This window comes from Streptomyces sp. SAI-170, assembly GCF_049739565.1.
Lineage (GTDB): Bacteria > Actinomycetota > Actinomycetes > Streptomycetales > Streptomycetaceae > Streptomyces.
Window position 1 is genome coordinate 5,988,163 of record NZ_JBMGQD010000001.1, and the last position, 26,024, is coordinate 6,014,186.

Here is a 26,024-nt window from a genome sequence, read left to right on the forward strand (position 1 = left end):
AGGGAACCCGACGGAAACCGCGGCCACCACCGGCACCGTCATGCACGGCAGGAACGGAGCCGATCATCCCCTAGGGTCGTAGGCGGGGGACGACGGTGTGCACGGCAGGTAGCGAGGCGACGGTATGGCGCAACAGGCGTACGCAACGGAGACGGACAACGGCGGCTCGGGGCCCGAGCACCGCGGCTCTCGGCTTCGGCGCCTGGTCCACCGGCTGTTCGACGGCTGGCGCGGGGACCCGCGGATCTGGCGCCGGGGCATCGTGGTGGCGGCCCTCGGGGTGCTGCTGGCCCTGGTGATGCTGCTGCACGCGCAGATCCCGAACCGGATCGGCAACCTCGGCAGCCTGGGGGAGACCTTCCTGCCGTGGTTCGGTGTGTTCATCCCTCTCCTCCTGGTGCTCGCGCTGGTGCGCAGGTCGGCCACCGCGCTGATCGCGCTGCTGATGCCGGTGATCGTGTGGCTGAACCTCTTCGGCGGCCTGCTCACCGACAAGGCCGCGGCCGGCGGCGACCTGACCGTGGCCACGCACAACGTCAACGCCGACAACTCCGACCCGGAGGGCACCGCCCGCGCGGTGGCGGCCTCGGGCGCGGACGTCGTCGCGCTGGAGGAGCTGACGCAGGGCGCGGTGCCGGTGTACGAGAAGGCGCTGGCGCCGGCGTACAAGTACCACTCCGTGCAGGGCACGGTCGGGCTGTGGAGCAAGTACCCGCTGAGCGGGGTCAGGCCCGTCGACATCAAGCTGGGCTGGACCCGCGCGATGCGGGCCGCGGTGGCCGCGCCGGGCGGACAGGCCGCGGTCTACGTCGCCCATCTGCCCTCGGTGCGGGTGAAGCTGGAGGCCGGGTTCACCGCCCGGCAGCGCGACAAGAGCGCCGACGCGCTGGGCGAGGCGATCGCCGACGAGCCGCTGGACAAGGTGCTGCTGCTCGGTGATCTCAACGGCACGATGAACGACCGCTCGCTCAACGCCGTCACCGCGCAGATGCGCTCCACGCAGGGCGCGGCGGGCAGCGGCTTCGGCTTCAGCTGGCCGGCGTCGTTCCCGATGGCGCGCATCGACCAGATCATGGTCCGCGGCATCGAGCCGGTCAGCTCCTGGACCCTCCCGGAGACCGGCAGCGACCACCTCCCGGTGGCGGCCCGGGTCCGGCTGGCCTCCTCGGATTAACCCCCTGGTACACGGCCGGTACGCGATCGGAATACTGGGCCTGAGAGACTTTGTTCCGCAAGAGAACATAAGAACCTCTCCCTGAAAGGCACAGGCCCCTTCATGCCCCTGGCCCTGCTCGCCCTCGCCGTGGGCGCCTTCGGCATCGGCACCACCGAATTCGTGATGATGGGCCTGCTGCCCGACGTGGCCGCCGACCTGGACATATCCCTCCCCACCGCGGGCCACCTGGTCTCGGCGTACGCCCTCGGCGTCGTCATCGGCGCACCCCTGCTGGCCGCGGCCACCGCCCGCATGTCCCGCCGTACGGTGCTCATCGCGCTGATGGCGCTGTTCGTCGCGGGCAACGCGCTGTCGGCACTGGCGCCGGGCAACGGCGCACTGCTGGCGGCCCGGTTCCTGAGCGGCCTGCCGCACGGCGCGTTCTTCGGCGTCGGCGCGGTGGTGGCGACCGGCCTGGTCGCCCCCGAGCGCCGGGCCCGGTCGGTGTCCCTGATGTTCCTCGGCCTCACGGTCGCCAACGTCGTCGGCGTCCCCGCAGCCACCCTCATGGGCCAGCACCTGGGCTGGCGGGCGACCTTCCTGGCCGTCTCGGCGATCGGCCTCGCGGCGATCGCGTCGCTGGCGCTGCTGATCCCGGCGGAGCGGGGCGAGGGCACTCCGCGGGTGGGCCTGCGCGGCGAACTGGCGACCCTGCGCTCCGTGCCGGTCTGGCTCGCCCTGGGCACGACGGTGGCGGGCTTCGGCGCGCTGTTCGCGGCCTACAGCTACATCACCCCCATGCTCACCGACGCCGCGGGCTACGCCGACACCAGCGTGACCCTGCTCCTCGCCCTCTTCGGCGTCGGCGCCACCGCGGGCAACCTCCTCGGCGGCCGCCTGGCGGACCACGCCATGCGCGCGACCCTCTTCGGCGGCCTCGCGTCGCTGGTCGCGGTGCTCGGCCTGTTCCCGTTGCTGATGCGCACGGAGTGGACGGCCGCGCTCGCGGTGATCCTGCTGGGCACGGCGGCGTTCGTCACCGGCTCCCCGCTCCAGCTCATGGTCATGGAAAAGGCAGCCGCCGCCCCCTCCCTCGCCTCCTCCGCCAACCAGGCCGCCTTCAACCTCGCCAACGCCGGCGGCGCCTGGATCGGCGGCCTCGCCCTCGCCGCGGGCTACGGGGTCACGTCCCCGGCCCTCGCGGGCGCGGCCCTGGCCGTACTGGGCCTCGGCGTCGCCGCGGTCGCCTACGGCGTGGACCGACGCCGGGGTGCCCTCGCCGGAGCCCATGAACGCCTGGTGGCGGGCTCGTCACGACGGGACGCGGAGGCGGTACGGGGCTGAGCGGGTGCGCTCTAGGCTGAACGCATGGACGCTGTCGGAGTGTTGGGGGAGCAAGCCGCGCTGCGGGCCGAAGCCGAGGGGGTGTACCGGGACCTTCGGCTGGGGGAGTTGCTCGCCGAGGTCGGTACGCCGACCGTCGTCGGGAGTACGGCGCTGGGGCTGATGGTCCGCAGGGACCTGGACGTGGACGTGACGTGCGAGCGGCTCGACGACGCTGCCGTGGCGGCCGTCGCCGGGGTCGGCGGCCGGCTGGCGAGGCATCGCGACGTCCGTCTCGTGACCTTCCGCAACGACCGCGGGGCGTGGAACCAGGAGCCGGACGCCTACCCCGACGGCCTGTACCTCGGCGTGGAGTGCCGGGCGGCCTCCGGGGACATGTGGAACCTGGACATCTGGTTCCTCGACGAGCCGGCACGTCAGCCCTCGACCGCCCACCTGACGAGCCTGCGCCCTCGCCTCACGGACGAGACCCGCGCGGCGATCCTCGGGATCAAGCGGGCCTGGGCCGACCGCCCCGAGTACGGCACGGCCGTGCGGAGCTACGACGTCTACCGGGCGGTCCTCGACGACGGCGTCCGCGACCCCGCCGGGTTCGAGGCCTGGGTGAGGAAGAGGGGCTGAGACGCACCGGGGCCCGCTGCCGTACGCGGAAACGTACGCCAGCGGGCCCCGGTCGGAGCTCCCGGGCTCAGGCCCCCGGCCGCTTGCTCAGGTCGTCCCCGAACAGCCGGAGCAGTTCCTGCTCCACGACGGGGGTCAGGGCCTCGACGTAGCCGTCGGCGAGGTGGCCGTAGTCGCGGTAGACCATCGTGTTGCCGACGACGATCGGGCAGTTGCCGGACGGGGCGCAGACCCAGTCGTAGGGGTCGATCGTGGGCACGTCCTCGGCGGTCGCGGCCGCGCGGATGGCCTTGGTGACGTCCGGCTTGGGGTCGGCCTCGGAGCGGTCGCGGGCGCAGGCGCCGAGGTCGCCGGAGTTGGCGTTGGCGCAGTCGACCGCGTTGTTCTTCGGCCAGGGCGTGTCCAGCAGGGTCGCCACCTGGACGCCGCCCTTGTGCAGCATCCGGTAGGTCTCCGCCTGGCCCTTGCCCCAGGCCTCGGCGGTGTCGCCGTCGCCCCACAGCTTCGCCGAGTTGGAGCTGGAGGTGAGGACCAGCTCGGGCTTCATCTTCAGGATCTTGTCGATGGTGGTGGCACGCCAGTCGTCACACGTCGAGTACGGGCCCTTGTTCCACTCGATGGTGATCTGCGAGACCTTGCACGCGTTCTTGGTGAACGAGTACAGCTTCCAGTGGTGCTCCTTGGCGATGGCGTCCAGCGCCGGGAACCACTGCGCGACATGCGAGTCGCCGAACAGGACGACCGTGCGCTCCGCCTTGGTGTCGCCGTACAGACACGGCTGCGTCTGCACCTTGTCGGTCATCGTCAGCGCGCAGTCGTCGGTGTACACCGCGGACCGCTTGTACGCCGTGTCGCGCATGCTCGGGGTCAGGTTGGAGGGAAGCTTGTCGACCTTCTGCTCCAGCAGCTTCGTCAGCTCGGCGCGCGGGTCTGAGGCCTGGGCGAGCGCCTCCCTGGTGTTCTGCCGCGCCCCGCCCTCGGACAGGCTCGGCGGGAACTGCGCGGCGACCACCGCGAGGGACGCGGCGACGGCCGACAGACCCAGGCCGAAGACCAGACCCCGGCCCGCCCGCGCCTTGAAGGCGCGGTGGAAACGCATCGGGTTCTCGACCAGGTGCAGCGTCAGCCAGGCCAGCGGGATGCCGCACAGCGCGGCGATCAGGCGCAGCGGCCCGTCGTGCTCGCCGAACCCGGCGGCGGCCGGGACGATCAGGATGAGCGGCCAGTGCCACAGGTACCAGGCGTACGAGATGCCGCCGACCCACACCATGGGCCGCAGCGACAGCAGCGCGCCCGCGCCCCAACGGCCGCCCGCCGCGCCGCAGGCCAGCACGGCGGCGGCGCCGAACACCGGGACCACGGCGTTGTGGCCGGGGAAGACGGTGCTGTCGTCGAACATCACGGCCGCGTAGGCGATGGCGGCGATGCCGGCCCAGCTCACGACCACCGCGACCGGGCGCGGGATGTCGTCGAGCCGGTCGGCCACCAGCGCGAGCAGCGCGCCCACCGCGAGCTCCCAGATACGGCCCTGGGAACCGAAGTACGCCCAGGAGGGGGCGGTCTCGGTGAGATGGAGGTTCACCGCGAACGAGCCGGCGGCCAGCGCGAGCAGCGGCAGCCCCAGCAGGGCCCGGCGGCGGAACAGCTTCAGCGCGACGATCAGGACGATGGGCCAGATCAGGTAGAACTGCTCCTCCACCGCCAGCGACCAGAAGTGCTGGAAGGGGGACGGCGGCACGTCCGTGTTGAAGTAGTCCGTTCCGGCGTCGGCGAGCCGGAAGTTGACGACGTACCAGGCGGAGGCGATGGCGTCCTTGGCGTAGTCAGCGAACCGCAGCGGACCGAGGAACAGCCACGAGCCCGCCAGCGTCGCCACCACGACGAGCGTGGAGGCGGGCAGCAGCCGCAGCGCGCGGCGGGCGTAGAAGCGGCCCAGCGAGATCCGGCCCTGGCGGCTGTGCTCACGGAGCATCAGCGAGGTGATGAGGAAGCCGGAGATGACGAAGAACACGTCCACGCCGACGTAACCGCCGGCCACCTGCGTGACCCCGGCGTGCGACAGCGCCACGAGCGACACGGCGACCGCGCGCAGGCCCTGGATGTCCAGTCGCAGTCCGGAGCCGCCCGTCGGCTGTCCGGACCGCTTCCCGCCTTCCCCTGGTGCGCCGTCCGGGGTTCTGGACGCCGTCGGGGGCGCCTCCGGAGCGGGCTCTGCTGGGTGCGCGATGCGGGGGACGGGCACCGTGGGGATCTCCTTGCTCGTAGGGCGTCGTCCGAGACGTGCACCGACGCCTACGGACACCGAATCCGGGGCTCGTCGCCACCGGGACGACCGGCCGACGCCGGTGATCGCCCCGGAACAGGCGATCGAACCTACCCTTGAGCAGAACCGTTTGTTATGACGCTGTCATCACATCGTCATAACAAACGGCGGTGGACGGGTTTGAACCGTCCGGGTTGCCGCTCGGTGAACTCAAGGCTCCGCGTCGGCGCGGACCCGCCTCACAGTACCGGCAGGTTCTTCCGCAATTCGAACGCGGTCACCTCGCTGCGGTACTCCTCCCACTCCTGGCGCTTGTTGCGCAGGAAGAAGTCGAAGACGTGTTCGCCGAGGGTCTCGGCCGCGAGGTCGCTGCGCTCCATCAGCGACAGGGCCTCGCCCAGGTTCTGCGGGAGCGGCTCGATGCCCATCGCGCGGCGCTCGGCGTCGGACAGCGCCCACACGTCGTCCTCGGCGCCCGGCGGAAGCTCGTAGCCCTCCTCGATGCCCTTCAGACCGGCGGCGAGCAGCAGCGCGTACGCCAGGTACGGGTTCGCGCCCGAGTCCAGCGAGCGGACCTCGACACGCGCCGAGCCCGTCTTGCCCGGCTTGTACATCGGTACGCGGACCAGGGCCGAGCGGTTGTTGTGGCCCCAGCAGATGTACGACGGGGCCTCGCCGCCGGCGCCCGCGGTGCGCTCGGAGCCGCCCCAGATGCGCTTGTAGGAGTTCACCCACTGGTTGGTGACCGCGGAGATCTCGGCGGCGTGCTTCAGCAGGCCCGCGATGAAGGACCGGCCGACCTTGGAGAGCTGGTACTCGGCGCCGGACTCGTAGAACGCGTTGCGGTCGCCCTCGAAGAGGGAGAGGTGGGTGTGCATGCCGCTGCCCGGGTGCTCGGAGAACGGCTTCGGCATGAAGGTGGCCTGGACGCCCTGCTCCAGCGCGACCTGCTTCATGACCAGGCGGAACGTCATGATGTTGTCGGCCGTGGACAGCGCGTCGGCGTAGCGCAGGTCGATCTCCTGCTGGCCCGGGGCGCCCTCGTGGTGGGAGAACTCCACCGAGATGCCCATCGACTCCAGCATGGTGATCGCCTGGCGGCGGAAGTCCATGCCGATGTTCTGCGGGGTGTGGTCGAAGTAGCCGGAGTTGTCGGCCGGGGTCGGGCGCGAGCCGTCCAGCGGCTTGTCCTTCAGCAGGAAGAACTCGATCTCCGGGTGGGTGTAGAAGGTGAAGCCCAGGTCGGAGGTGCGGGCGAGGGCGCGCTTGAGGACGTAGCGCGGGTCCGCGAAGGACGGGGAGCCGTCGGGCATGAGGATGTCGCAGAACATCCGGGCCGTGCCGGGGGCCTCCGCGCGCCACGGCAGGATCTGGAACGTCGACGGGTCCGGCTTGGCGATCATGTCGGACTCGTAGACCCGGGCGAAGCCCTCGATCGCGGAGCCGTCGAAGCCGATGCCCTCGTCGAAGGCCTGCTCCAGCTCCGCGGGGGCCACGGCGACGGACTTGAGGAAGCCCAGCACGTCCGTGAACCACAGCCGTACGAACCGGATGTCGCGCTCCTCCAACGTCCGGAGCACGAACTCCTGCTGCTTGTCCATCTTCCGCTTCCCCATCCTTGCTGGTCAGGCCGCCTGCTCTCGCGCCACGAGAGGCGGTCGGGCACCTGAGCATCCCACCACAACACCATTTCATGCGCGTTGCGGCCCATGATCGTCCGGCCGACTCCGGCCCGAACGCCCGCCGACCGCCAGGTGAACACTCTCCAGCCCATCTTGCCTGCTGACACCGACATCCGTAATGGCCGACGACCACGGGGACCGGCCCAGGGACCGGCCAATCACGAGCCCGCCCTACGAAACGGGCTGTCGTGCCCATTACGATCAGCGCACTCGTCCGTCCCACTCATCCCCAGAAGGGGTCCCCCCATGGGTTCCGCGAAGAAGAGCAGCAGCGCCGACCGCAAGGCACGTATAGAGGAGATGCGGCGCGCCGAGCACGCTCGTGAGCGTCGCAACCGGATCCTCACCATCGTGGCCAGCGCGGTGGTCGTCGTCGGCCTGGTCGCCGGTGCCGTCGTCCTCGTGCAGACCCAGTCCGACGACAAGGACGACACCGCGAGCGACGGCAAGACCAGCTCCGGGAAGTTCGTCACGGGCGAGGACGGGGTGAAGACCTGGAAGGGCACGCTCTCGCGCACCCACGTCGACACGCCGGTGAAGTACCTCTCCGAGCCCCCGGTCGGCGGTGACCACAACCAGGTGTGGATGAACTGCAACGGCGACGTGTACACGAAGGAGCTGAAGAACGAGCACGCGGTGCACTCGCTGGAGCACGGCGCCGTCTGGGTGACGTACACCTCCAAGGCGGACAAGGCCGACGTCGAGGCGCTCGCGGCGAAGGTGAAGAAGACGCCGTACACCCTGATGAGCCCGGACGAGAAGCAGGCCGACCCGATCATGCTGAGCGCGTGGGGCCACCAGCGCACGGTGACCGGCGCCGACGACCCGAACGTGGACAAGTTCTTCGAGAAGTACGTCCAGGGCGAGCAGACGCCGGAGAAGGGCGCCGCCTGCCAGGGTGGGCTGTCCGAGTGAGGCAGGCGCAGGCCGGGTGGATCGCCGGGGCCGCGGCGGCGGCGCTGGTCGCGGTCGGGGCCGTCACCTACGCGGTCGCCGGGGACGGCGGGTCGAGCGCCAAGCCGTCCGCGGACTCCGCCGACGCCGGGTTCGCCCGCGACATGGCGATCCACCACCAGCAGGCGGTGGAGATGTCGTACATCGTGCGCGACCGCACCGACGACGTCGAGGTACGGCGCCTGGCCTACGACATCGCGCAGACCCAGGCCAACCAGCGCGGCATGCTGCTGGGCTGGCTGGACCTGTGGGGCCTGCCGAAGGTGTCCGCCGACCCGCCGATGAGCTGGATGGGCATGGGCGACATGCCCTCCGAGGGCGAGGGCTCGCTGATGCCCGGCATGGCGACCGACGCCGAGATGAAGAAGCTCGGGACCCTCAGCGGGCGCAAGGCCGAGGTGTACTACCTCCAGCTGATGACCGACCACCACAAGGGCGGCATCCACATGGCGAAGGGCTGCGCCGAGAAGTGCGCGGTCGGTGTGGAGAAGCAGCTCGCCCAGGGCATGGTCGACGCCCAGCAGTCGGAGATCGACCTGATGGCCGGGATGCTGAAGGAGCGGGGCGCCCCGCCCCGCGACTGACGGGCCGTGGGCGGGGCCACACCCCGCCCCACCCCCATCGCGTCGCTCTGACGATTACACTGTGGGCGTGCCTCAACTTCGCCTCGCCCTGAACCAGATCGACTCCCGTGTCGGCGACATCGCCGGCAACACCGAGACGATCCTCCGCTGGACCCGGCACTCCGCCGAGCAGGGAGCGCACCTGGTGGCGTTCCCGGAGATGGTGCTGACCGGGTATCCCGTCGAGGACCTGGCCCTGCGCTCCTCCTTCGTGGCCGCCTCCCGCGCGGCCCTGCGCACCCTCGCGGCGCGGCTCGCCGAGGAGGGCTTCGGAGAGCTGCCGGTCGTCGTCGGCTACCTCGACCGCAGCGACAGCGCCCAGCCGAGGTTCGGCCAGCCGGCGGGCGCCCCGCAGAACGCGGGCGCGGTGCTGTACCGCGGCGAGGTGGTGCTCAACTACGCCAAGCACCACCTGCCGAACTACGGCGTCTTCGACGAGTTCCGCTACTTCGTGCCCGGCGACACCATGCCGGTGCTGCGGGTGCACGGCGTCGACGTGGCCCTCGCCATCTGCGAGGACCTCTGGCAGGACGGCGGCCGCGTCCCCGCGGCACGCTCCGCCGGGGCGGGCCTGCTGCTGTCGATCAACGCCTCCCCGTACGAGCGCGACAAGGACGACACCCGCCTGGAGCTGGTCCGCAAGCGCGCCCAGGAGGCCGGCTGCACCACCGCCTACCTCGCCATGATGGGCGGCCAGGACGAGCTGGTCTTCGACGGCGACTCGATCGTCGTCGACGCGTCCGGCGAGGTGATCGCGCGGGCCCCGCAGTTCTCCGAGGGCTGTGTGGTCCTGGACCTCGACCTGCCGGCCGCCGCCGCAGACGCGCCGACCGGCGTGGTCGACGACGGCCTGCGCATCGACCGCGTGGTCCTGTCCGAGGAACCGCTGCCCGCCTACGAGCCCCAGCACACCGGCGCCTACGCCGACCGCCTCGACGACGACGAGGAGGTCTACTCGGCGCTGGTCGTGGGCCTCAGGGCGTACGTCCAGAAGAACGGCTTCCGCTCGGTCCTCATCGGCCTGTCCGGCGGCATCGACTCCGCCCTCGTCGCGGCGATCGCCTGCGACGCGGTCGGCGCGGAGAACGTGTACGGCGTCTCGATGCCGTCCAAGTACTCCTCCGAGCACTCCAAGGGCGACGCCGCCGAACTGGCCCGCCGCACCGGCCTCAACTTCCGTACGGTGCCCATCGAGCCGATGTTCGACGCGTACATGGGCTCCCTCGGGCTCACCGGCCTCGCCGAGGAGAACCTCCAGTCCCGGCTGCGCGGCACCCTGCTGATGGCGATCTCCAACCAGGAGGGCCACATCGTCCTCGCGCCCGGCAACAAGTCGGAGCTGGCGGTCGGCTACTCCACGCTCTACGGCGACTCGGTCGGCGCCTACGGCCCCATCAAGGACGTCTACAAGACGTCGATCTTCCGCCTGGCCGAATGGCGCAACCGGGCCGCCGCCGAGCGCGGCCAGACCCCGCCGATCCCGGAGAACTCCATCACCAAGCCCCCGAGCGCCGAGCTGCGCCCGGGCCAGGTCGACACGGACTCCCTGCCGGACTACCCGGTCCTCGACGCGATCCTCGCCCGCTACGTCGATCGAGACGAGGGCGCCGACACAATCGTCGCGGCCGGCTTCGACCACGCCCTGGTCACCAAGACCCTCCGCATGGTCGACACGGCCGAGTACAAGCGCCGCCAGTACCCGCCGGGCACCAAGATCTCCCCGAAGGGCTTCGGCAAGGACCGCCGCCTGCCGATCACGAACGGGTGGCGCGAGACCGTGTAGTTCGGTACGAAACCTGTCTCTTTATACAGAATCGCCGTTTTGTCTTGACCCGGTGAGGTGCAGGGGAGAAGCGTGGGCCGGGACGCGTCAGTCCGAAACCCTCCGCCGCGGCGGGGAAACGGGACTGGAGGCAGATGGTTATGACGACCAGACCCACGGTGAAGCGGCTCGTCACGGCGCTCGGCGCCGGGGCGGCCGTATGCGCACTGAGCCTCGGCGGCGCGACCGTCGCCGATGCCAAGATCCAGCCGGTCGACACCCAGTGCAGCAACAACGGTGGCCAGACCCCGAAGGGTCAGCAGCCGACCTGTACGGGCGGCGGCCTGAACCAGGAGACCGAGAACCAGAACCCCTCTGGTTTTGCCCCACCAGGACAGAACTGAGCCGAGCGCCCGCCGGAGCGGGTGATGGATCGCCGCGGCGTCAACGCGCCGCGGCTTTCTGGTGCCGGCCCCTCAGCCGTCCCGCGTCAGGGTGGCGGCCGTGCGCAGCCGGGCCGTGTTCGCCGCGCGGACGGCCTCCAGCTCCTCGGTGTGCTGGTCGATGAGGCGCTTGTGGTAGGCGGACTCGACGGTGAACCAGACGCCGACCAGGTTGGTGCGCTGCTTGCAGCGGATGTCGGCCGTGGCGGTGGCGATCGTGCGGCGGCTCGTGCTGCCGGTGAGGGCCGGATCGGCGAGCGGGGCGAGCGGGTCGGCGTAGTCGTGGCCGCTTTCGGCCATGCACGCGGACCAGGCGCGGATCGCCCCGCGCACCCGGGAGTCGGCCCTGGACAGGTCGAAGGCGCGGAAGGACAGCTGCTGCGGCAGCCCCGGGTCCGTCCCCGCGGGCGCGACCGAGCCGAGCGAGCGGTCGGCTTGGGTCATACAGCCGCCCTCGGGGACCTTGCGGCCCTTGATGCTGGAGCGGCCCTTGCCGAACAAGACGGTCTCCGCGTCGGCGTGCAGGACCGGGCGTGCGGGCGGCTTCTGCAGGGCCGGGTCGCGCTTCCCGAGCCCGTAGCCGTACGCGGCGGCGTCCGCGGCGTCGGTGATGCCGTAGCGGCGCTCGGTGGCGCTGCGCGGGCCGTAGTCGGCGGCCGGCTGGCGGACCGCGTACGTGAATCCGAAGTCATGCATGCACCGGTCGATGAGGACCACCCGGGCCCGGTCCAGATCCCGCAATTGACGGTCGTCGAGAAGATAGTCCTGGAGCGGCAGCCGGAGATCCACGGCCGCGGTGATCCGGGGAATGTCCGAAACTGTCGGTTCGGAATTTTGCTCGCTTTTCCGATGGCCGGAACCCGAGCCACCGGAACCGGAGGAGCAGGAGATGAGGACGGTCATTGCGAGAACGGCGGTGCACACTGTCGTCCCCGTCCGGCCTAACGCCGACCTTACGAACGGTTTGCGAGCGTGGAGGTGCAATCGGGGCATCGTGAACTCCGCGAATCTCGATTACGATCAGACAGCCGAGTGCCCTGCCCAGCTGCAATGGGCAGGGCACCGGTCCTGACTGGTGTTTCCTTCTGTGCGGTGCTGTCGCGTCAGCTGAAGTACGCCGACGACACCGTGTTCTTGTACGTCGAGTTCAGGTTGCCGTACGCACCCGGCGAAATGTATCCGCACGAGCCGGAGTAGTTGTAGCCGGTGCACACCCACCAGGTGTAGGTGTCACGGTTCCAGTCCGACTCGGTGTTGTTGTCCGCGCGGATGCCGGTGCCCGGGAAGACGTCGTTGCTGAAGTCGGCGTCGGAGTAGTACAGGTCGAAGATCGGCGTCCCGTAGTTGGCGAGGTAGTAGAGCCCCAGCTCGCCGGTCTCCACGACACCGTTCTTGTGGGTGGCGGCGGACGCCGAGCCGGCGCCCGCCATGCCGATGCCGCAGAGCGCGGCCACCGCCGCGCCGGTGGCGACGGCGCGGCGGAGGTTCCGCCTGACGTTGGTTCGGACCATTGCTCCTCCAGAATTCGAGCGCCCGCGTTGTCCGGTCCCCCGGCCGGGGACGGTCGGGCCTAAGCAATGGCACCAGATCGTGCAGCTGGGCAGCTATTGGCCCTTGGGACAGTTCTGCACGTGGTAGACGTACGACACCAGAGCGGCCTGGAATCTCCCGTTGACGGCCAGCTTTGCCACGATGCTGGCAATGTGGGCCTTGACTGTACGCTCCGTGATGTAGAGAGCGCGGGACACGTCCCGATTCGACGATCCCAGGGATAACAGGCGGAACACATCCCACTCGCGTTCACTCAGGAACTGGACTCTTTCGAGTGCGGACATCCCGCCGACGGCCCCCGAGGCGCAATTCAAACTGAAGAGCGCACACGTCTGGCATCTGTAAGAAGCATCCATTAGTCCCCCCGATCCTTCTTCCCCGCTCAGGGAGGGTACCGGGAGGAGTAAGGGCGCGTCAGTAAAATGACATCAATTCTCGAATTCTATGCCCCGCAGTAACTATTCTTCGGCGTTGTTGTCACGCAGTGCCGGGAGCGTGACCCGCACCGTGAGCCCGCCTCCGGCACGCGGTGCCGCGTCCGCCTCGCCGCTGTGCGCCCGCGCCACCGACCGCACGATGGACAGCCCGAGCCCCGTGCCCTGCGCCGAGCCGACCCGGTCGTCGAGCCGGCGGAACGGCTCGAACAGCGCGGGCACCTCGTACGGCGCCACCTCCGGCCCGCTGTTGTCCACCGTGAGCACTGCCCCCGCCGGGCCGTCGCCGCCGCACACCACCCGCACCCAGCCGCCGTCGGTGTTGTACCGCACGGCGTTCTGCACCAGGTTCTGCGCCAGCCGCTCCAGCAGCACCGGATCGCCCCGCACCCAGACCGGGACCGCGTCCAGCGTGAGCGTCACCCCGGCCCGCCGGGCGTCCGGCTGCGACAGGTCCGTCACCCGGCGCACCACCGCCGACAGGTCGACCGGCACGGGATCGGCCACCGCGTGCTGGGAGCGCGCCAGGGTCAGCAGCCCGTCGATCAGCCGCTCATGGCGGGCGTTGACCGCCAGCAGGTTCTCCCCGAGCTGGGTGACCTGCGGCGGCGCGTCGGGGCGGCCCATCGCCACCTCCAGCAGCGTCCGGTTGATCGCCAGCGGCGTCTTCAGCTCGTGCGAGGCGTTGGCGACGAACCGCCGCTGCCCCTCGAAGGCGGCGTCCAGCCGGCGCAGCATGTCGTCGAAGGTGTCTGCCAGTTCGCGCAGCTCGTCGGGCGGTCCTGTCAGCCCGATCCGCTCGTGCAGACTGCGGTCCGCGACCCGCCGGGCCGTCGCCGTGATCCGGCTGATCGGCCGCAGTGTACGGCCCGACACCAGCCAGCCGATCAGCAGCCCGCCGGCCGCGAACAGACCGAGCGCCACCGAGCCGCCCACCACCAGCGGGCGCAGCGTCCGCTGCCGGAAGTCGGCCCGCAGCCGCCGCGCGGCCTCGCTCGCCTGCTCCTTGTACTGCTCCTTGGCCGCGAGGGGATCCTCGTTCCCGGCGCCCTCCGCTCCGCCACCGGGCGTCTGCGCGGGCGCCGACGCCCCCGGCGGCGGATACACCGACGTGATGTCGATCGGCTGCGTGGCGATGATCCGGTCCAGCATCACGTACGTCACCAGCAGCAGCGTCACTCCCGACAGCATCACCAGCCCGCCGTACAGCAGCGTCAGCCGCACCCGGATGGTCCGCTTCGGCGGCTGCACCACGCCCGCGCTCATGGGATCCGGTACCCGAACCCGGGCACGGTCAGCACCACTTGGGGCGGTCCCAGCTTGCGGCGCAGGGTCATCACCGTCACCCGGACGACGTTCGTGAACGGGTCGATGTTCTCGTCCCACGCCTTCTCGAGGAGCTGCTCGGTGCTCACCGCGCTGCCCTCCGCGCGCAGCAGCTCCTCCAGCACCGCGAACTCCTTCCGCGACAACGCCACATACCGCCCGTCCCGGTACACCTCGCGCGGCCCCGGATGCAGCGAGATCCCGGCCCGCGACAGCACCGGGGGAGTGGCGGGCCGGGCCCGCCGCCCCAGCGCCCGCACCCGGGCCACCAACTCCCCGAACGCGAACGGCTTCGGCAGATAGTCGTCCGCGCCCAGCGACAGCCCGGCGATCCGGTCGGCGACCTCACCCGCCACCGTCAGCATCAGGATCCGGGTGCCGTAGCCCTCCGCGACCACCGTCCGGCACACCTCGTCGCCGTGCACCCGCGGCAGGTCCCGGTCCAGCACCAGCACGTCGTAGTCGTTGACGCCCAGCCGCTCCAGGGCCGCGGCGCCGTCGTAGGCGACGTCCACCGCCAGCGACTCCCGCCGCAGCCCCTCCGCGATCGCGTCGGCGAGCATCTCCTCGTCCTCGACGACGAGTACGCGCACGTCGGCCCACCTCCCCCTCGGTCCCGGGCGATGCTGCCCGAGCCTCCATAAGGCGTTCATAAGCGCCAATCCTGACAGTGGACTTACACACCGTCGTATGTCATCTGCGGACAGTAACCGCAACCACGGGGAGAGAACACGACATGACGGGACACAGCACCCGCCGCACGCGGCGCACCGGCCTGCTCGCCGCCGTACCCCTGCTCGTCCTCGCACTCGGCGTCACCGGGTGCGGCGGCTCCGACGACACGCCCTCGGTCGCCACCGCCCAGACGTCCCCCGGCGCCGGCGGCAGCCGGGTCGACGACGAGGAACAGGCCCAGAAGTACGCCCGCTGCCTGCGCGACCAGGGCGTCGTGATGAAGGAGACCACCGAGGGCGCCCCCGAGATCGACAAGGAGAAGACCTCCGTCGAGAAGATCATGTCGGCCACCGAGAAGTGCCGCGCCCTCCAGCCCGCCGCCTCCGCGCCGCCCCGCCTCCCGGCGGAGGACATCGAGAAGCGCGGCCGCTATGCCGCCTGCCTGCGCGAACACGGCCTGCCCGACTACCCCGACCCCGACCCGCGGACCGGCGAGGCCGAGCTGGACGAGGACCTCGCCCGGCGCATCAAGACCGACCCCGAGGCCCGCAAGGCCCTCGAAGCCTGCCGCAACCTCCTGCCGCGCTCCGGCGGAGGGTCGGTGAACGGCTGATGACCGCCCCGGCACCCCGCCACCGCCGTACCCGCGTCGTGCTGGGCGGCGCGGCGGTGGCGGCCACCGCGGCGGCGGTCACCGTCGCCGCCCTCGGCCTGGGCGGCGGCCGGTCCGACGCCGCCCCGCCCCCGGACGACACCCCGACCGCCACCGCCCACGTCGTACGCCGCACCCTCACCGACGCGACGACTCTCACCGGCCGCCTCGACTACGGCGCCACCACCCCGGTCGTCTCCCGGGCCACCGGCACCGTCACCTGGCTGCCCCCCGCCGGCAGCCTCGTCGGACGAGGCGACGCGCTGCTGCGCGCCGACGACCGGCCCGTCGTCCTGCTCTACGGCACCCTGCCCATGTACCGGGCCCTCGCCGAGGACGCCAAGGGCCCGGACGTCCTGCAGTTCGAGAGCAACCTGGCCGCCCTCGGCTACACCGGCTTCAGCGTCGACGAGGAGTTCACCGACAACACCGCCGCCGCGGTCAAGCGCTGGCACCGCGACCTCGGTCTGCCCAGGACCGGCACCGTCGCCCTCGACCAGGTGATCTACGCCCCCGGCCGGCTGCGGGTCGCCCAGCAGACCGTCCGCCTCGGCGCCACCGCGAACGCCCAGGTCCTCACCTGCACCGGCACCACCAAGGTGGTCACGGCCGAACTCCAGAGCGGCGAGGCGGGCTGGGCGGCCCGCGGCACACGGGTGCGGATAGGCATCGGAGGCGGCAAGTCCGTGGAGGGCAAGGTCACGGCGGTGGGGGACACCTCGACAAGTGGAGGGAGCGGAGGCGGGACCGGGGGCTCGGACGGGTCCGGGGAGTCCTCCGAAGGGACGTCGGACAGCGGGTCCGGCTCCGGGTCGCAGAACGACACCGTCACCGTCACCATCGCCGTCGCCCGGCAGCAGGCCCTGCGCGGCACCGACCCCGGCCCCGTCGACATCCGCTACACCGCCGAACGCCGCGAGAACGTCCTCGCCGTCCCCGTCGTGGCCCTGCTCGCCCTCGCCGAGGGCGGCTACGGCCTGGAGGTCGTCGAGGACTCCGACGACACCGGCACCAGGCCCCGTACCCGCATCGTGCCCGTGCGGACCGGCCTCTTCGCCGAGGGACTGGTCGAGGTGCACGGCGCCGGCCTCGCCGAGGGCACGACCGTGGGGATGCCCGAATGAGCGACGACGGTACGGCGACAGCCACGCCCGTGGCCGAACTGCGCGGCGTGTCCAAGACCTACCCCGGCGGCGTCACCGCGCTGCGGGACGTCGACCTGGACATCCGCCGCGGCGAACTGCTCGGCATCGTGGGCCCCTCCGGCTCGGGCAAGTCCACGCTGCTGCACATCCTCGGCACCCTGGACCGGCCCACGTCGGGCACCGTACGCATCGACGGCCACGACATCTCCCGCCTCACCGACCGCAGGCTGTCGGCGCTGCGGGCCTCCCGCATCGGCTTCGTCTTCCAGCAGTTCCACCTCGCGGCGGGCGTCCCGGTGCTCGACAACGTCGCCGACGGGCTGCTCTACGCCGGCGTGCCCCTGCGCGAGCGCCGGGCCGCCGCAGAGGCCGCCCTCACCCGGGTGGGCCTCGCCCACCGCCTCGTCCACTCGCCGCACCAGCTGTCCGGCGGCGAACGGCAACGCGTGGCCATCGCCCGCGCGGTCGCCGGCGAACCGGCCCTCCTGCTCGCCGACGAACCCACCGGCAACCTGGACTCCGCCTCCGGCGCCGGCGTGATGCGGGTGCTGCGGGACCTGCACGCGGCCGGCACGACGGTCGTCGTCATCACCCACGACCGGGAGATCGCCGCGTCGCTGCCCCGCCAGGTGCACGTACGCGACGGCTCGCTCACACCGGCCCCGAGAGCGGAAGGCGGCACCCGATGAGCACACCCTCGCCCCTGCGCCCGCACGCCCGGCTGCGCCCCGCCGACGTCGCCCGGGTCGGCGCGGCAGGCCTGCGGGCCCGCCCCCTGCGGGTCTTCCTCTCCGCGGTCGGCATCGCCATCGGCATCGCGGCCATGCTCGCGGTCGTCGGCATCTCCGCCTCCAGCCGCGCCGACCTCGACCGCACCCTGGACCGGCTCGGCACCAACCTGCTCACGGTCAGCCCCGGCACCACCCTCTACGGCACCGACGCCCGGCTGCCCCAGGAGTCGGTCCGCATGATCGACCGGATCGCCCCGGTCCGCTCGGTCTCCGAGGTCGGCCGGATCGAGGCGCACGCCTACCGCAACGACCACGTCCCCAGCGGCAGCACCGGCAGCATCGAGGTGCTGGCCACCCGCGCCGACCTGCTGCGCACCCTCGGCGGCCGGGTCACCACCGGCTCCTGGCTGAACGCCGCGACCGCCCGCCACCCGGCCGTCGTCCTCGGCGCGAAGGCCGCCCGGCGGCTCGGCGTGCACACCCCGGGCGTACGGATCTGGCTGGGCGGCGAGTGGTTCGGCGTGGCCGGCATCCTCGACCCCGTCCCCCTGGCCAAGGAACTGGACACGGCCGCGCTGGTCGGCTGGCCGGCCGCACAGCGCCACCTCGGCTTCGACGGGCACCCGACCTTCGTCTACGTACGCTCCGCCGAACCCTCCGTGGAAGCCGTACGGTCCGTCCTCGCGGCCACCGCCAACCCCGAGGCGCCCAACGAGGTGCGGGTCTCCCGCCCCTCCGACGCGCTCGCCGCCCGCCGTGCCACCGACCGGACGCTGGGCGCGCTGCTCCTCGGCCTCGGGGCCGTCGCCCTGCTGGTCGGCGGCATCGGGGTGGCCAACACCATGGTGATCTCCGTGCTGGAGCGCCGCCCCGAGATCGGCCTGCGCCGGGCCCTCGGTGCGAGCCGAGGCCAGATCCGGCTCCAGTTCCTCGCCGAGTCGCTCCTGCTGTCCGCCCTCGGCGGCCTAGGCGGCGTCCTCCTCGGCATCGGGGTCACCGCGGGCTACGCCGCCACCCAGTCCTGGCCCGCAGTGGTCCCCCCCTGGGCAACGGCCGGCGGCCTGGCGTCGACGCTCCTGATAGGCGCAGCAGCAGGCCTCTACCCCGCGATCCAGGCCTCCCGCCTCTCCCCGACGGAGGCCCTCGCGGCCCCGTGAGGAGGGAGCGTGGTCATGGTTTGTCGCGCCGAGGCGGCCCCGGAAACGTTCCTTCCGGTGGCTCGGGGTGCAACAAACCATGACCACACCGTCAGGCGTCCTCCGCCAGCGCCGCCAGGACCTTGTGGAGGGGTTCCGTCAGGCGGCGGCGGTACTCCTGGATGGCCCAGCCGTTGCCGTCGGGGTCCTTGAAGTACATGAAGGTCGCGCCGTCCTGCGGGGCGAACTGCTGCGGCTCGGTGACCTCCAGGCCGCGGGCGGTCAGCTCCTCGTAGGCGGCCTTGGCGTCGGTGACACAGAGCTGGAGGCCGTGGTACGTGCCGGGCTGCGGGGTGCCCGTCGGCACCTGAAGGCCGTCCACCAGGGCGATCGAGCAGCCCGAGCCGGGCGGCGTGAGCTGCACGATCCGTACGCCCGGCATCACCTCGCCGTCGAGGTCCACATGGAAGCCGACCTTGTCGCGGTAGAACTCCTTGGCCCGGTCCACGTCCGACACGGGCAGCAGGACCACCTCGAGGCTCATCTGCATGGCGGGACTCCCTTCGCATTCGCCGAAAGCGTTCACCCCACCGAACTCGAAAGCCGCCCCCGCCGCCACCCCTACGGTCCGTCTCACGGGCAGAACTCGGCAGCGCCCCCGGCCGGGACTGCGGTTACGCTCGACTGCGAACGACCTTGAGGAGGCGGGGCATGACGGCGCCGGGGCGCAGAAGCAGTACCTTCACACGGCTGCTGCGGCACGGTTTCACCGACGCCACCGCCGCCGAACGCCTCCTGGACAGCACCGAGCTGGCCGCCGTGCGCAACGACCCCGTGCTGCTGGAGGCCCTCGGCGCCACCGCCGACCCCGACCTCGCCCTGAGCGCCCTGGTCCGCCTCCTGGAGGCCCAGCCCGCCCCCACCGCGCGCCGGGAACTGCTGGACACCCTGATAGCGGCCAAGCCGCTGCGCGACCGGCTGCTCGGGGTGCTCGGCGCCTCCGCCGCGCTCGGCGACCATCTGGCCCGGCACCCGGACGACTGGCGGGCGCTGGTCATGTATGAGCCGCGCGATCTGCACCCGGGCGTCGAGGAGTTCGAGCGGGGCCTGGCCGAGGCGGGCGACCCGGTCGCGCTGCGGGTCGCCTACCGGCGCTGTCTGCTGTCCATCGCCGCCCGCGACGTGTGCGGCACCACCGACATCGCCCAGACCGCCGCCGAGCTGGCCGACCTCGCCACCGCCACGCTCCGCGCCGCCCTCGCCATAGCCCGCGCGGACGCGCCCGGCGACGCCGCGCTGTGCCGGCTCGCGGTGATCGCGATGGGCAAGTGCGGCGGACACGAGCTCAACTACGTCTCCGACGTCGACGTCATCTTCGTGGGCGAGGCCGTCGACGGCGCCGACGAGGGCAAAGCCCTGCGCGCGGCCACCAAGCTCGCCTCGCACATGATGCGGATCTGCTCCGAGACGACGATCGAGGGCTCGATCTGGCCGGTCGACGCCAACCTGCGCCCCGAGGGCCGCAACGGCCCGCTCGTGCGCACCCTCAGCAGCCACCTCGCCTACTACCAGCGCTGGGCGAAGACCTGGGAGTTCCAGGCCCTGCTCAAGGCCCGCCCGGTCGCCGGCGACCTGGAGCTCGGCGAGGCGTACGTCGCCGCGCTGCAGCCGCTGGTCTGGCAGGCCGCCGAGCGGGAGAACTTCGTCGCCGACGTGCAGAAGATGCGCCGCCGGGTCGTGGAGAACATCCCCGCCGCCGAGGTCGACCGCGAGCTCAAGCTCGGCCCCGGCGGCCTCAGGGACGTCGAGTTCGCCGTGCAGCTCCTCCAGCTGGTCCACGGCCGCACCGACGCGGGCCTGCGCAGCGGCACCACCCTGGACGCGCTCCAGGCCCTCGCCGCCGGCGGGTACGTCGGCCGGGAGGACGCCGGCCGGCTCGACGAGGCGTACCGCTTCCTGCGCTCCATGGAGCACCGCATCCAGCTCTACCGGCTGCGCCGCACCCACCTGGTGCCCGAGGCCGAGGCCGACCAGCGCCGCCTGGGCCGCTCGCTGGGCCTGCGCACCGACCCGGTCGCCGAGCTCAACCGCGAGTGGCGCCGCCACACCGGTGTCGTACGCCGACTGCACGAGAAGCTGTTCTACCGCCCGCTCCTGGACGCCGTCGCCCAGCTCGCCCCCGGTGAGGCCCGGCTCAGCCCCGAGGCCGCCCGCGAGCGGCTCATCGCCCTCGGCTACGCCGACCCGGCCGCGGCCCTGCGGCACCTGGAGGCCCTCGCCTCCGGCGTCACCCGCAAGGCCGCCATCCAGCGCACCCTGCTGCCGGTGCTGCTGGGCTGGTTCGCCGACTCCGCCGACCCCGACGCGGGCCTGCTGAACTTCCGCAAGGTCTCCGACGCGCTCGGCAAGACGCCCTGGTATCTGCGGCTGCTGCGCGACGAGGGCGCCGCCGCGCAGAACCTCGCCCGGGTGCTGTCGGCCGGCCGGCTCGCCCCCGACCTGCTGATGCGCGCCCCCGAGGCGGTCGCCCTGCTCGGCGACGGCGACGGCGGCGGGGCCGGGCCCGTGGGAGGGCTCGCCCCGCGCACCCGCGCCCATCTGGAGCAGGAGGTGCTCGCCGCCGTCGGCCGCGCCGAGAACGCCGCACAGGCCGTCACCGCCGCCCGTGGCGTCCGCCGCCGCGAGCTGTTCCGCACGGCCGCCGCGGACATCGTCGGCTCCTACGGCACCGAGATCCGGCCCGCCGAGGCCGACGAGGGCGCGCTGGTGGACCGGGTGGGCGGCGCCGTCTCCGACCTGACGGCGGCGACCCTGGCGGGCACCCTGCGCGCGGTAGTCCGCGAGGGCTGGGGCGACACCCTGCCCACCCGGTTCGCGATCATCGGCATGGGCCGCTTCGGCGGTCACGAGCTCGGCTACGGCTCCGACGCGGACGTCGTCTTCGTCCACGAGCCCCGCGACGGGGTCAGCGAGCGGGAGGCCGCCGAGGCGGCGAACAAGGTCGTCTCCGAGATGCGCCGCCTGCTGCAGATCCCCAGCGCCGACCCGCCCCTGCTGATCGACGCCGACCTGCGGCCCGAGGGCAAGTCGGGCCCCCTCGTCCGTACGCTCAAGTCGTACGAGGCGTACTACCGGCGGTGGTCCCTGGTGTGGGAGTCGCAGGCGCTGCTGCGCGCCGAGCCGTTCGCGGGGGACGCGGACCTGGGCCGCCGCTTCGTCGAGCTGATCGACCCGCTGAGGTACCCCGCGGGGGGCCTGCCGGAGGAGTCCGTCCGGGAGATCAGGCGCCTGAAGGCCCGCATGGAGACGGAGCGGCTGCCCCGCGGCGTCGACCCCAAGCTGCACGCCAAGCTGGGGCCCGGCGGGCTGTCCGACGTGGAGTGGACCGTGCAGCTGCTCCAGATGCGGCACGGCGCGCAGGTGCCCGGACTGCGGACCACCCGGACACGTGAGGCGCTCGCCGCCGCGCTCGCCGCGGGGCTCCTCTCGGAGGAGGACACCCAGACCCTCGACAACGCCTGGGTGCTCGCCACGCGCGTGCGCAACGCCGTGATGCTGGTACGGGGACGGGCCGGGGACACGTTCCCGTCCGATCCGCGCGAGCTGGCCGCGGTGGGGCGCTACCTCGGGTACGGGCCCGGGCACGTGGGGGACATGCTGGACGACTACCGGCGTACGACCCGGCGGGCCCGTGCGGTGGTGGACGAGCTGTTCTACGCCGACCGTTAGGGGGTGTCGGCGTTCGCCGGCGGCTGCGGGTGGTTCGTGGCTGGTCGCGCAGTTCCGCGCGCCCCTGAGGGCACGCACCTTAAGGGGCGCGGGGAACTGCGCGAGCAACCGCACACGACCCGCAGCCGCCGACGGACGGAATCAGCCACCCACGGCCCGCGGCAACCGATACGGCAGGTCCCCGTACCAGACCCGCGCCACGGCGTACCCGAACGTCAGGCACAGCATGCCGCCCACCGCGTCCAGCCAGAAGTGGTTGGCGGTGGCCACGATGACCACCAGCGTGAGGGCCGGATACACCAGACCCAGCACCTTCACCCACGGCACCGACGCCAGCGCGAAGATCGTCAGGCCGCACCACAGCGACCACCCGATGTGCATGGACGGCATCGCGGCGTACTGGTTCGACATGTTCTTCAGGTCGCCGGAGGCCATCGAGCCCCAGGTCTGGTGGACGACCACGGTGTCGATGAAGTCCGCGCCGTTCATCAACCGGGGCGGCGCGAGCGGATACAGGTAGTAACCGACCAGGGCCACGCCGGTGGTGGCGAACAGGACCAGGCGGGTCGCCGCATAGCGTCCGGGGTGACTGCGGTAGAGCCACACGAGAACACCGAGCGTGACGACGAAGTGCAGGGTGGCGTAGTAGTAGTTCATGCCGACGATGAGCCAAGTCACCGAGTTCACGGCGTGGTTCACGGACTGCTCGACGGCGATGCCGATGCTGTGCTCGGCCTGCCAGATCCAGTCGGCGTTGCGCAGCGCCTGCGACTTCTGCTCCGGGACGGCGTTGCGGATGAGCGAGTACGTCCAGTAACTCACCGCGATCAGAAGGATCTCGAACCACAGCCGGGGCCGTCGCGGGGCGCGTACCCGGTGCAGCAGACTCTGCCCCGAATTGTCCGTGACAGTCTGCGGAACGACCGCCTCTTCGCGGCCTTCCAGTGTCGTCACGGTCGTCTCACCCATGGGCACAGAGTCTGCCAGACATTCCCCATCCCCCCGATCATCCCCCGGTCGGCTCGGGGACGCACCCCCGGGGCCCGGGAGGAGCCCCGTCCCGGCCCTACGGGCGATGGTGGTTGCCGGGGGCCGACGCGGTCGAGCCGCGCACCACCAGCTCCGGCATGAACACGAACTCGCTGTGCGGGGCGGGCGTCCCGCCGATCTCCTCGAGCAGCGTGCGCACCGCGGCCTGGCCCATCGCCGGAACCGGCTTGCGTACGGTCGTCAGAGGCGGGTCGGTGAAGGCGATCAGCGGGGAGTCGTCGAAGCCGACCACGGAGATGTCCCGGGGGACCTCCAGGCCGAGCTGCCGGGCCGCCCTTATCGCGCCGAGAGCCATCATGTCGCTGGCGCACACCACGGCCGTGCAGTCCCGCCCGATGAGGGCCGTGGCGGCCGCCTGACCGCCCTCCAGGGTGTACAGCGAGTGCTGCACGAGGTCGGACTCCACGCCCTCCGGGTCCAGGCCCAGCTGCTCCTGCATGGCGCGGACGAAGCCCTCTATCTTCCGCTGGACCGGCACGAACCGCTTCGGCCCGAGCGCGAGCCCTATCCGGGTGTGACCGAGCGAGGCGAGATGCGTGACCGCGAGGCTCATCGCCGCCCGGTCGTCGGGGGAGATGAACGGCGCCTGCACCTTGGGGGAGAAGCCGTCCACCAGCACGAAGGGCACGCCCTGCGCCCGCAGCTGCTCGTAGCGCTGCATGTCGGCGGTGGTGTCGGCGTGCAGTCCCGAGACGTAGATGATGCCGGCCACCCCGCGGTCGACCAGCATCTCGGTCAGCTCGTCCTCGGTCGAGCCGCCGGGGGTCTGGGTGGCGAGCACCGGGGTGTAGCCCTGGCGGGTCAGCGCCTGGCCGATGACCTGCGCCAGGGCCGGGAATATCGGGTTCTCCAGCTCGGGCGTGATCAGGCCGACGAGGCCGGCGCTGCGCTGGCGCAGCCGCACGGGACGCTCGTAGCCGAGGACGTCGAGCGCGGCCAGCACGGCCTGGCGGGTGGTGGCGGCGACGCCTGGCTTCCCGTTGAGGACGCGGCTGACGGTCGCTTCGCTCACCCCCGCCTGCGCAGCGATGTCCGCAAGCCGTGTGGTCACGGCAGTGGACTGTACCGGTCGTATGTCGCCTTGCACACCAACCGGACGCCGGGTGCGGGCGGTTGACCGGCGCGCTGGTTGCTGCGGCATGGCGTCCCCTCGTGAAAAGTGCGGCAAGAGCTTGCAGAGTCTTGCACAAGTGTTCCTCTCCGCGCTGATCACTGGCAATACCCGGTCTCCGGACGGCCCTCAGGAGGTCACGCAGACGTAACGTCTGAGATCCCTTGCACTTTTTTTCTGCAAGGTCTTTCGCGGCGCTTACATGGCTGTTACGTTCACGTCGCCCGGCGGCGGCAACGGCGCAGTCGGCAAGTCGGCAGGGACGGATGACGGGACCGCCCCCTGCACCACACGGGCTTTACCCCTCAAGGAGAACTCATGCGGCGTGGCATAGCGGCCAGCGCGCTGGTGGCGTCCCTCGCTCTCACGGCGACGGCCTGCGGCGGCAGTGACAGCGGTGACTCGGCGGACGGTCCGGTCACCCTCACCTGGTGGGACACCTCCAACGCGACCAACGAGGCGCCGACGTACAAGGCCCTGGTCAAGGAGTTCGAGGCCGCCAACAAGGGCATCAAGGTCAAGTACGTCAACGTCCCCTTCGACCAGGCGCAGAACAAGTTCGACACCGCCGCCGGTTCCAAGGGCGCCCCGGACATCCTGCGCTCCGAGGTCGGCTGGACCCCCGCCTTCGCCAAGAAGGGCTACTTCCTGCCGCTGGACGGCACGGAGGCCCTCGCGGACCAGGCCAAGTTCAAGTCCAACCTGATCGAGCAGGCCAAGTACGAGGGCAAGACCTACGGCGTTCCGTTCACCACGGACACCCTCGCCCTGGTCTACAACAAGGAGCTCTTCCAGAAGGCCGGCGTCGACGCGCCCACCACCTGGGACGAGCTGAAGAAGGCCGCCGCCACGATCAAGACGAAGACCGGCGTCGACGGCTACTGGGGCTCCACCCAGTCCTACTACGCCCAGTCCTTCCTCTACGGCGAGGGCACCGACACCGTCGACGTCGCCGCCAAGAAGATCACGATCGACACGCCCGAGGCCAAGAAGGCCTACGGCACCTGGCTGGACCTCTTCGACGGCAAGGGCCTGCACAAGGCCGACACCACCGCCGACGCCTACGCCCACATCCAGGACGCGTTCGTCAACGGCAAGGTCGCCGCGATCATCCAGGGCCCGTGGGAGATCACCAACTTCTACAAGGGCTCCGCGTTCAAGGACAAGAACAACCTCGGCATCGCCACCGTCCCGGCCGGCTCCTCCGGCAAGGCGGGCGCCCCGACCGGCGGCCACAACCTCTCCGTGTACGCCGGCTCCGACGAGGCCCACCAGCAGGCCGCGCTGAAGTTCGTGAACTTCATGACCTCCGCGCACGCCCAGGAGACCATCGCGCTGAAGAACGCCACGCTGCCCACGCGTGACGACGCCTACACCGCGAAGGTCAAGGCCGACCCGGGCATCGCCGGCTACCAGGGCGTCCTCTCCGCCGCCCAGCCGCGCCCCGCGCTGCCCGAGTACAGCTCCTTCTTCGGCCAGCTGGACACCGAGCTGCTCGCCGTCGCCGGCGGCAAGAAGTCCCTCGACGAGGGCCTGAGCAGCGCCGAGACCAACATCGCCAAGCTGGTGCCGGACTACAGCAAGTGACCGCCCGTGGCCGCCGGAACGCCCTGATCATGGGGGGAGCGTTCCGGCG

At 71.5% G+C, this 26,024-nt stretch carries 23 protein-coding genes; 13 read left to right on the plus strand and 10 right to left on the minus strand.

The genetic code is table 11. The features are described from left to right. Positions 1-124 precede the first annotated feature (124 nt). The 3 genes from RKD23_RS26920 (at position 125) to RKD23_RS26930 (ending at position 3,121) form a co-directional block, all read left to right on the plus strand. Positions 125-1,174: an endonuclease/exonuclease/phosphatase family protein gene (locus RKD23_RS26920; protein WP_424856022.1), complete on the plus strand. Its 1,050-nt coding sequence runs from the start codon at positions 125-127 to the stop codon at positions 1,172-1,174. A gap of 102 nt (positions 1,175-1,276) precedes the next feature. Beyond that, complete coding sequence (locus RKD23_RS26925; RefSeq protein ID WP_424856023.1) at positions 1,277-2,500, plus strand: MFS transporter; 1,224 nt, start codon at positions 1,277-1,279, stop codon at positions 2,498-2,500. A gap of 24 nt (positions 2,501-2,524) precedes the next feature. Then, positions 2,525-3,121 carry a hypothetical protein gene (locus tag RKD23_RS26930; protein ID WP_424856024.1) on the plus strand — a complete coding sequence of 199 codons (597 nt, stop codon included), beginning with the start codon at positions 2,525-2,527 and terminating at the stop codon, positions 3,119-3,121. A gap of 67 nt (positions 3,122-3,188) precedes the next feature. Here the strand turns inward: RKD23_RS26930 and RKD23_RS26935 are convergent, their stop codons facing one another. Together RKD23_RS26935 and RKD23_RS26940 are read right to left on the minus strand one after the other, a co-directional pair. Continuing rightward, positions 3,189-5,363 (minus strand): acyltransferase family protein, encoded by a 2,175-nt coding sequence (locus RKD23_RS26935; RefSeq protein WP_424856025.1) that lies wholly within the window; start codon positions 5,361-5,363, stop codon positions 3,189-3,191. Between the two features lie 260 nt (positions 5,364-5,623). Continuing rightward, the gene (locus RKD23_RS26940; RefSeq protein WP_399640534.1) at positions 5,624-6,985 is read right to left on the minus strand and encodes a glutamine synthetase family protein; all 1,362 of its coding nucleotides are present in this window, start codon (positions 6,983-6,985) and stop codon (positions 5,624-5,626) included. Between the two features lie 327 nt (positions 6,986-7,312). On the opposite strand from RKD23_RS26940, the gene RKD23_RS26945 reads away from it, so the two are divergent. The 4 genes from RKD23_RS26945 (at position 7,313) to RKD23_RS26960 (ending at position 10,809) form a co-directional block, all read left to right on the plus strand. Then, positions 7,313-7,981, plus strand: coding sequence for a DUF3105 domain-containing protein (locus RKD23_RS26945; RefSeq protein WP_424856026.1), 669 nt, complete (start codon positions 7,313-7,315; stop codon positions 7,979-7,981). Further along, the gene (locus RKD23_RS26950) at positions 7,978-8,604 is read left to right on the plus strand and encodes a DUF305 domain-containing protein (protein ID WP_404034707.1); all 627 of its coding nucleotides are present in this window, start codon (positions 7,978-7,980) and stop codon (positions 8,602-8,604) included. Before RKD23_RS26945 ends, RKD23_RS26950 begins: the two co-directional genes overlap by 4 nt. A 67-nt stretch (positions 8,605-8,671) precedes the next feature. Continuing rightward, entirely contained in the window at positions 8,672-10,426 is a 1,755-nt protein-coding gene (locus RKD23_RS26955) for an NAD+ synthase (protein WP_424856027.1), read from the plus strand. Positions 10,427-10,566: 140 nt separating this feature from the next. After that, on the plus strand, positions 10,567-10,809 hold the full coding sequence (locus tag RKD23_RS26960) for a hypothetical protein (protein WP_424856028.1): 243 nt from the start codon (positions 10,567-10,569) through the stop codon (positions 10,807-10,809). Positions 10,810-10,881: 72 nt separating this feature from the next. Here the strand turns inward: RKD23_RS26960 and RKD23_RS26965 are convergent, their stop codons facing one another. The 5 genes from RKD23_RS26965 to RKD23_RS26985 form a co-directional block, all read right to left on the minus strand. Continuing rightward, complete coding sequence (locus RKD23_RS26965) at positions 10,882-11,637, minus strand: hypothetical protein (protein ID WP_424856029.1); 756 nt, start codon at positions 11,635-11,637, stop codon at positions 10,882-10,884. A 314-nt stretch (positions 11,638-11,951) separates the two neighbouring features. Beyond that, entirely contained in the window at positions 11,952-12,359 is a 408-nt protein-coding gene (locus RKD23_RS26970) for a peptidase inhibitor family I36 protein (RefSeq protein ID WP_404034701.1), read from the minus strand. Between the two features lie 93 nt (positions 12,360-12,452). Continuing rightward, entirely contained in the window at positions 12,453-12,755 is a 303-nt protein-coding gene (locus RKD23_RS26975; RefSeq protein WP_424856030.1) for a response regulator transcription factor, read from the minus strand. Positions 12,756-12,857: 102 nt separating this feature from the next. Then, positions 12,858-14,099, minus strand: coding sequence for a sensor histidine kinase (locus RKD23_RS26980; RefSeq protein WP_404034697.1), 1,242 nt, complete (start codon positions 14,097-14,099; stop codon positions 12,858-12,860). After that, positions 14,096-14,752 (minus strand): response regulator transcription factor, encoded by a 657-nt coding sequence (locus RKD23_RS26985; protein WP_424856031.1) that lies wholly within the window; start codon positions 14,750-14,752, stop codon positions 14,096-14,098. The genes RKD23_RS26980 and RKD23_RS26985 overlap by 4 nt, the downstream gene beginning before the upstream one ends. Before the next feature lie 143 nt (positions 14,753-14,895). On the opposite strand from RKD23_RS26985, the gene RKD23_RS26990 reads away from it, so the two are divergent. Genes RKD23_RS26990 through RKD23_RS27005 form a run of 4 tightly spaced genes read left to right on the plus strand, consistent with a single transcriptional unit; the run spans position 14,896 to position 18,519 of the window. Then, the gene (locus tag RKD23_RS26990; RefSeq protein ID WP_424856032.1) at positions 14,896-15,447 is read left to right on the plus strand and encodes a hypothetical protein; all 552 of its coding nucleotides are present in this window, start codon (positions 14,896-14,898) and stop codon (positions 15,445-15,447) included. Next, a complete protein-coding gene (locus RKD23_RS26995; protein ID WP_424856033.1) occupies positions 15,447-16,610 on the plus strand; it encodes a peptidoglycan-binding protein in 1,164 nt (387 codons plus the stop codon). The genes RKD23_RS26990 and RKD23_RS26995 overlap by 1 nt, the downstream gene beginning before the upstream one ends. Next, a complete protein-coding gene (locus RKD23_RS27000) occupies positions 16,607-17,320 on the plus strand; it encodes an ABC transporter ATP-binding protein (protein ID WP_424856034.1) in 714 nt (237 codons plus the stop codon). Before RKD23_RS26995 ends, RKD23_RS27000 begins: the two co-directional genes overlap by 4 nt. Further along, a complete protein-coding gene (locus RKD23_RS27005) occupies positions 17,317-18,519 on the plus strand; it encodes an ABC transporter permease (RefSeq protein WP_424856035.1) in 1,203 nt (400 codons plus the stop codon). Before RKD23_RS27000 ends, RKD23_RS27005 begins: the two co-directional genes overlap by 4 nt. 91 nt (positions 18,520-18,610) lie before the next feature. Here RKD23_RS27005 and RKD23_RS27010 read toward each other — a convergent pair whose 3' ends face one another. Next, complete coding sequence (locus RKD23_RS27010) at positions 18,611-19,048, minus strand: VOC family protein (protein WP_424856036.1); 438 nt, start codon at positions 19,046-19,048, stop codon at positions 18,611-18,613. A 161-nt stretch (positions 19,049-19,209) separates the two neighbouring features. Here RKD23_RS27010 and RKD23_RS27015 point away from each other — a divergent pair, with 161 nt between their 5' ends. Next, the gene (locus tag RKD23_RS27015) at positions 19,210-22,227 is read left to right on the plus strand and encodes a bifunctional [glutamine synthetase] adenylyltransferase/[glutamine synthetase]-adenylyl-L-tyrosine phosphorylase (RefSeq protein ID WP_424856037.1); all 3,018 of its coding nucleotides are present in this window, start codon (positions 19,210-19,212) and stop codon (positions 22,225-22,227) included. Positions 22,228-22,368: 141 nt separating this feature from the next. On the opposite strand, the gene RKD23_RS27020 is transcribed toward RKD23_RS27015, so the two are convergent. Continuing rightward, a complete protein-coding gene (locus RKD23_RS27020) occupies positions 22,369-23,196 on the minus strand; it encodes a phosphatase PAP2 family protein (RefSeq protein WP_424856038.1) in 828 nt (275 codons plus the stop codon). 97 nt (positions 23,197-23,293) lie between these two features. Then, complete coding sequence (locus RKD23_RS27025; RefSeq protein ID WP_424856039.1) at positions 23,294-24,328, minus strand: LacI family DNA-binding transcriptional regulator; 1,035 nt, start codon at positions 24,326-24,328, stop codon at positions 23,294-23,296. 378 nt (positions 24,329-24,706) lie between these two features. Between RKD23_RS27025 and RKD23_RS27030 the strand changes: the two genes are divergently transcribed. Then, on the plus strand, positions 24,707-25,975 hold the full coding sequence (locus RKD23_RS27030; protein WP_424856040.1) for an extracellular solute-binding protein: 1,269 nt from the start codon (positions 24,707-24,709) through the stop codon (positions 25,973-25,975). Positions 25,976-26,024: the final 49 nt, after the last annotated feature.

What these genes read in the sequence shown, in the direction of transcription:
- RKD23_RS26945 (WP_424856026.1), top strand. Translation starts at nt 7,313, where the DNA reads ATGGGTTCCGCGAAGAAGAGCAGCAGCGCCGACCGCAAGGCACGTATA.
- RKD23_RS27010 (WP_424856036.1), bottom strand. Translation starts at nt 19,048, where the DNA reads ATGCAGATGAGCCTCGAGGTGGTCCTGCTGCCCGTGTCGGACGTGGAC.
- RKD23_RS26990 (WP_424856032.1), top strand. Translation starts at nt 14,896, where the DNA reads ATGACGGGACACAGCACCCGCCGCACGCGGCGCACCGGCCTGCTCGCC.
- RKD23_RS27015 (WP_424856037.1), top strand. Translation starts at nt 19,210, where the DNA reads ATGACGGCGCCGGGGCGCAGAAGCAGTACCTTCACACGGCTGCTGCGG.
- RKD23_RS26920 (WP_424856022.1), top strand. Translation starts at nt 125, where the DNA reads ATGGCGCAACAGGCGTACGCAACGGAGACGGACAACGGCGGCTCGGGG.
- RKD23_RS27005 (WP_424856035.1), top strand. Translation starts at nt 17,317, where the DNA reads ATGAGCACACCCTCGCCCCTGCGCCCGCACGCCCGGCTGCGCCCCGCC.
- RKD23_RS26975 (WP_424856030.1), bottom strand. Translation starts at nt 12,755, where the DNA reads ATGGATGCTTCTTACAGATGCCAGACGTGTGCGCTCTTCAGTTTGAAT.
- RKD23_RS26960 (WP_424856028.1), top strand. Translation starts at nt 10,567, where the DNA reads ATGACGACCAGACCCACGGTGAAGCGGCTCGTCACGGCGCTCGGCGCC.
- RKD23_RS26925 (WP_424856023.1), top strand. Translation starts at nt 1,277, where the DNA reads ATGCCCCTGGCCCTGCTCGCCCTCGCCGTGGGCGCCTTCGGCATCGGC.
- RKD23_RS27020 (WP_424856038.1), bottom strand. Translation starts at nt 23,196, where the DNA reads ATGGGTGAGACGACCGTGACGACACTGGAAGGCCGCGAAGAGGCGGTC.
- RKD23_RS27000 (WP_424856034.1), top strand. Translation starts at nt 16,607, where the DNA reads ATGAGCGACGACGGTACGGCGACAGCCACGCCCGTGGCCGAACTGCGC.
- RKD23_RS26940 (WP_399640534.1), bottom strand. Translation starts at nt 6,985, where the DNA reads ATGGACAAGCAGCAGGAGTTCGTGCTCCGGACGTTGGAGGAGCGCGAC.
- RKD23_RS26970 (WP_404034701.1), bottom strand. Translation starts at nt 12,359, where the DNA reads ATGGTCCGAACCAACGTCAGGCGGAACCTCCGCCGCGCCGTCGCCACC.
- RKD23_RS26930 (WP_424856024.1), top strand. Translation starts at nt 2,525, where the DNA reads ATGGACGCTGTCGGAGTGTTGGGGGAGCAAGCCGCGCTGCGGGCCGAA.
- RKD23_RS26995 (WP_424856033.1), top strand. Translation starts at nt 15,447, where the DNA reads ATGACCGCCCCGGCACCCCGCCACCGCCGTACCCGCGTCGTGCTGGGC.
- RKD23_RS27030 (WP_424856040.1), top strand. Translation starts at nt 24,707, where the DNA reads ATGCGGCGTGGCATAGCGGCCAGCGCGCTGGTGGCGTCCCTCGCTCTC.
- RKD23_RS26980 (WP_404034697.1), bottom strand. Translation starts at nt 14,099, where the DNA reads ATGAGCGCGGGCGTGGTGCAGCCGCCGAAGCGGACCATCCGGGTGCGG.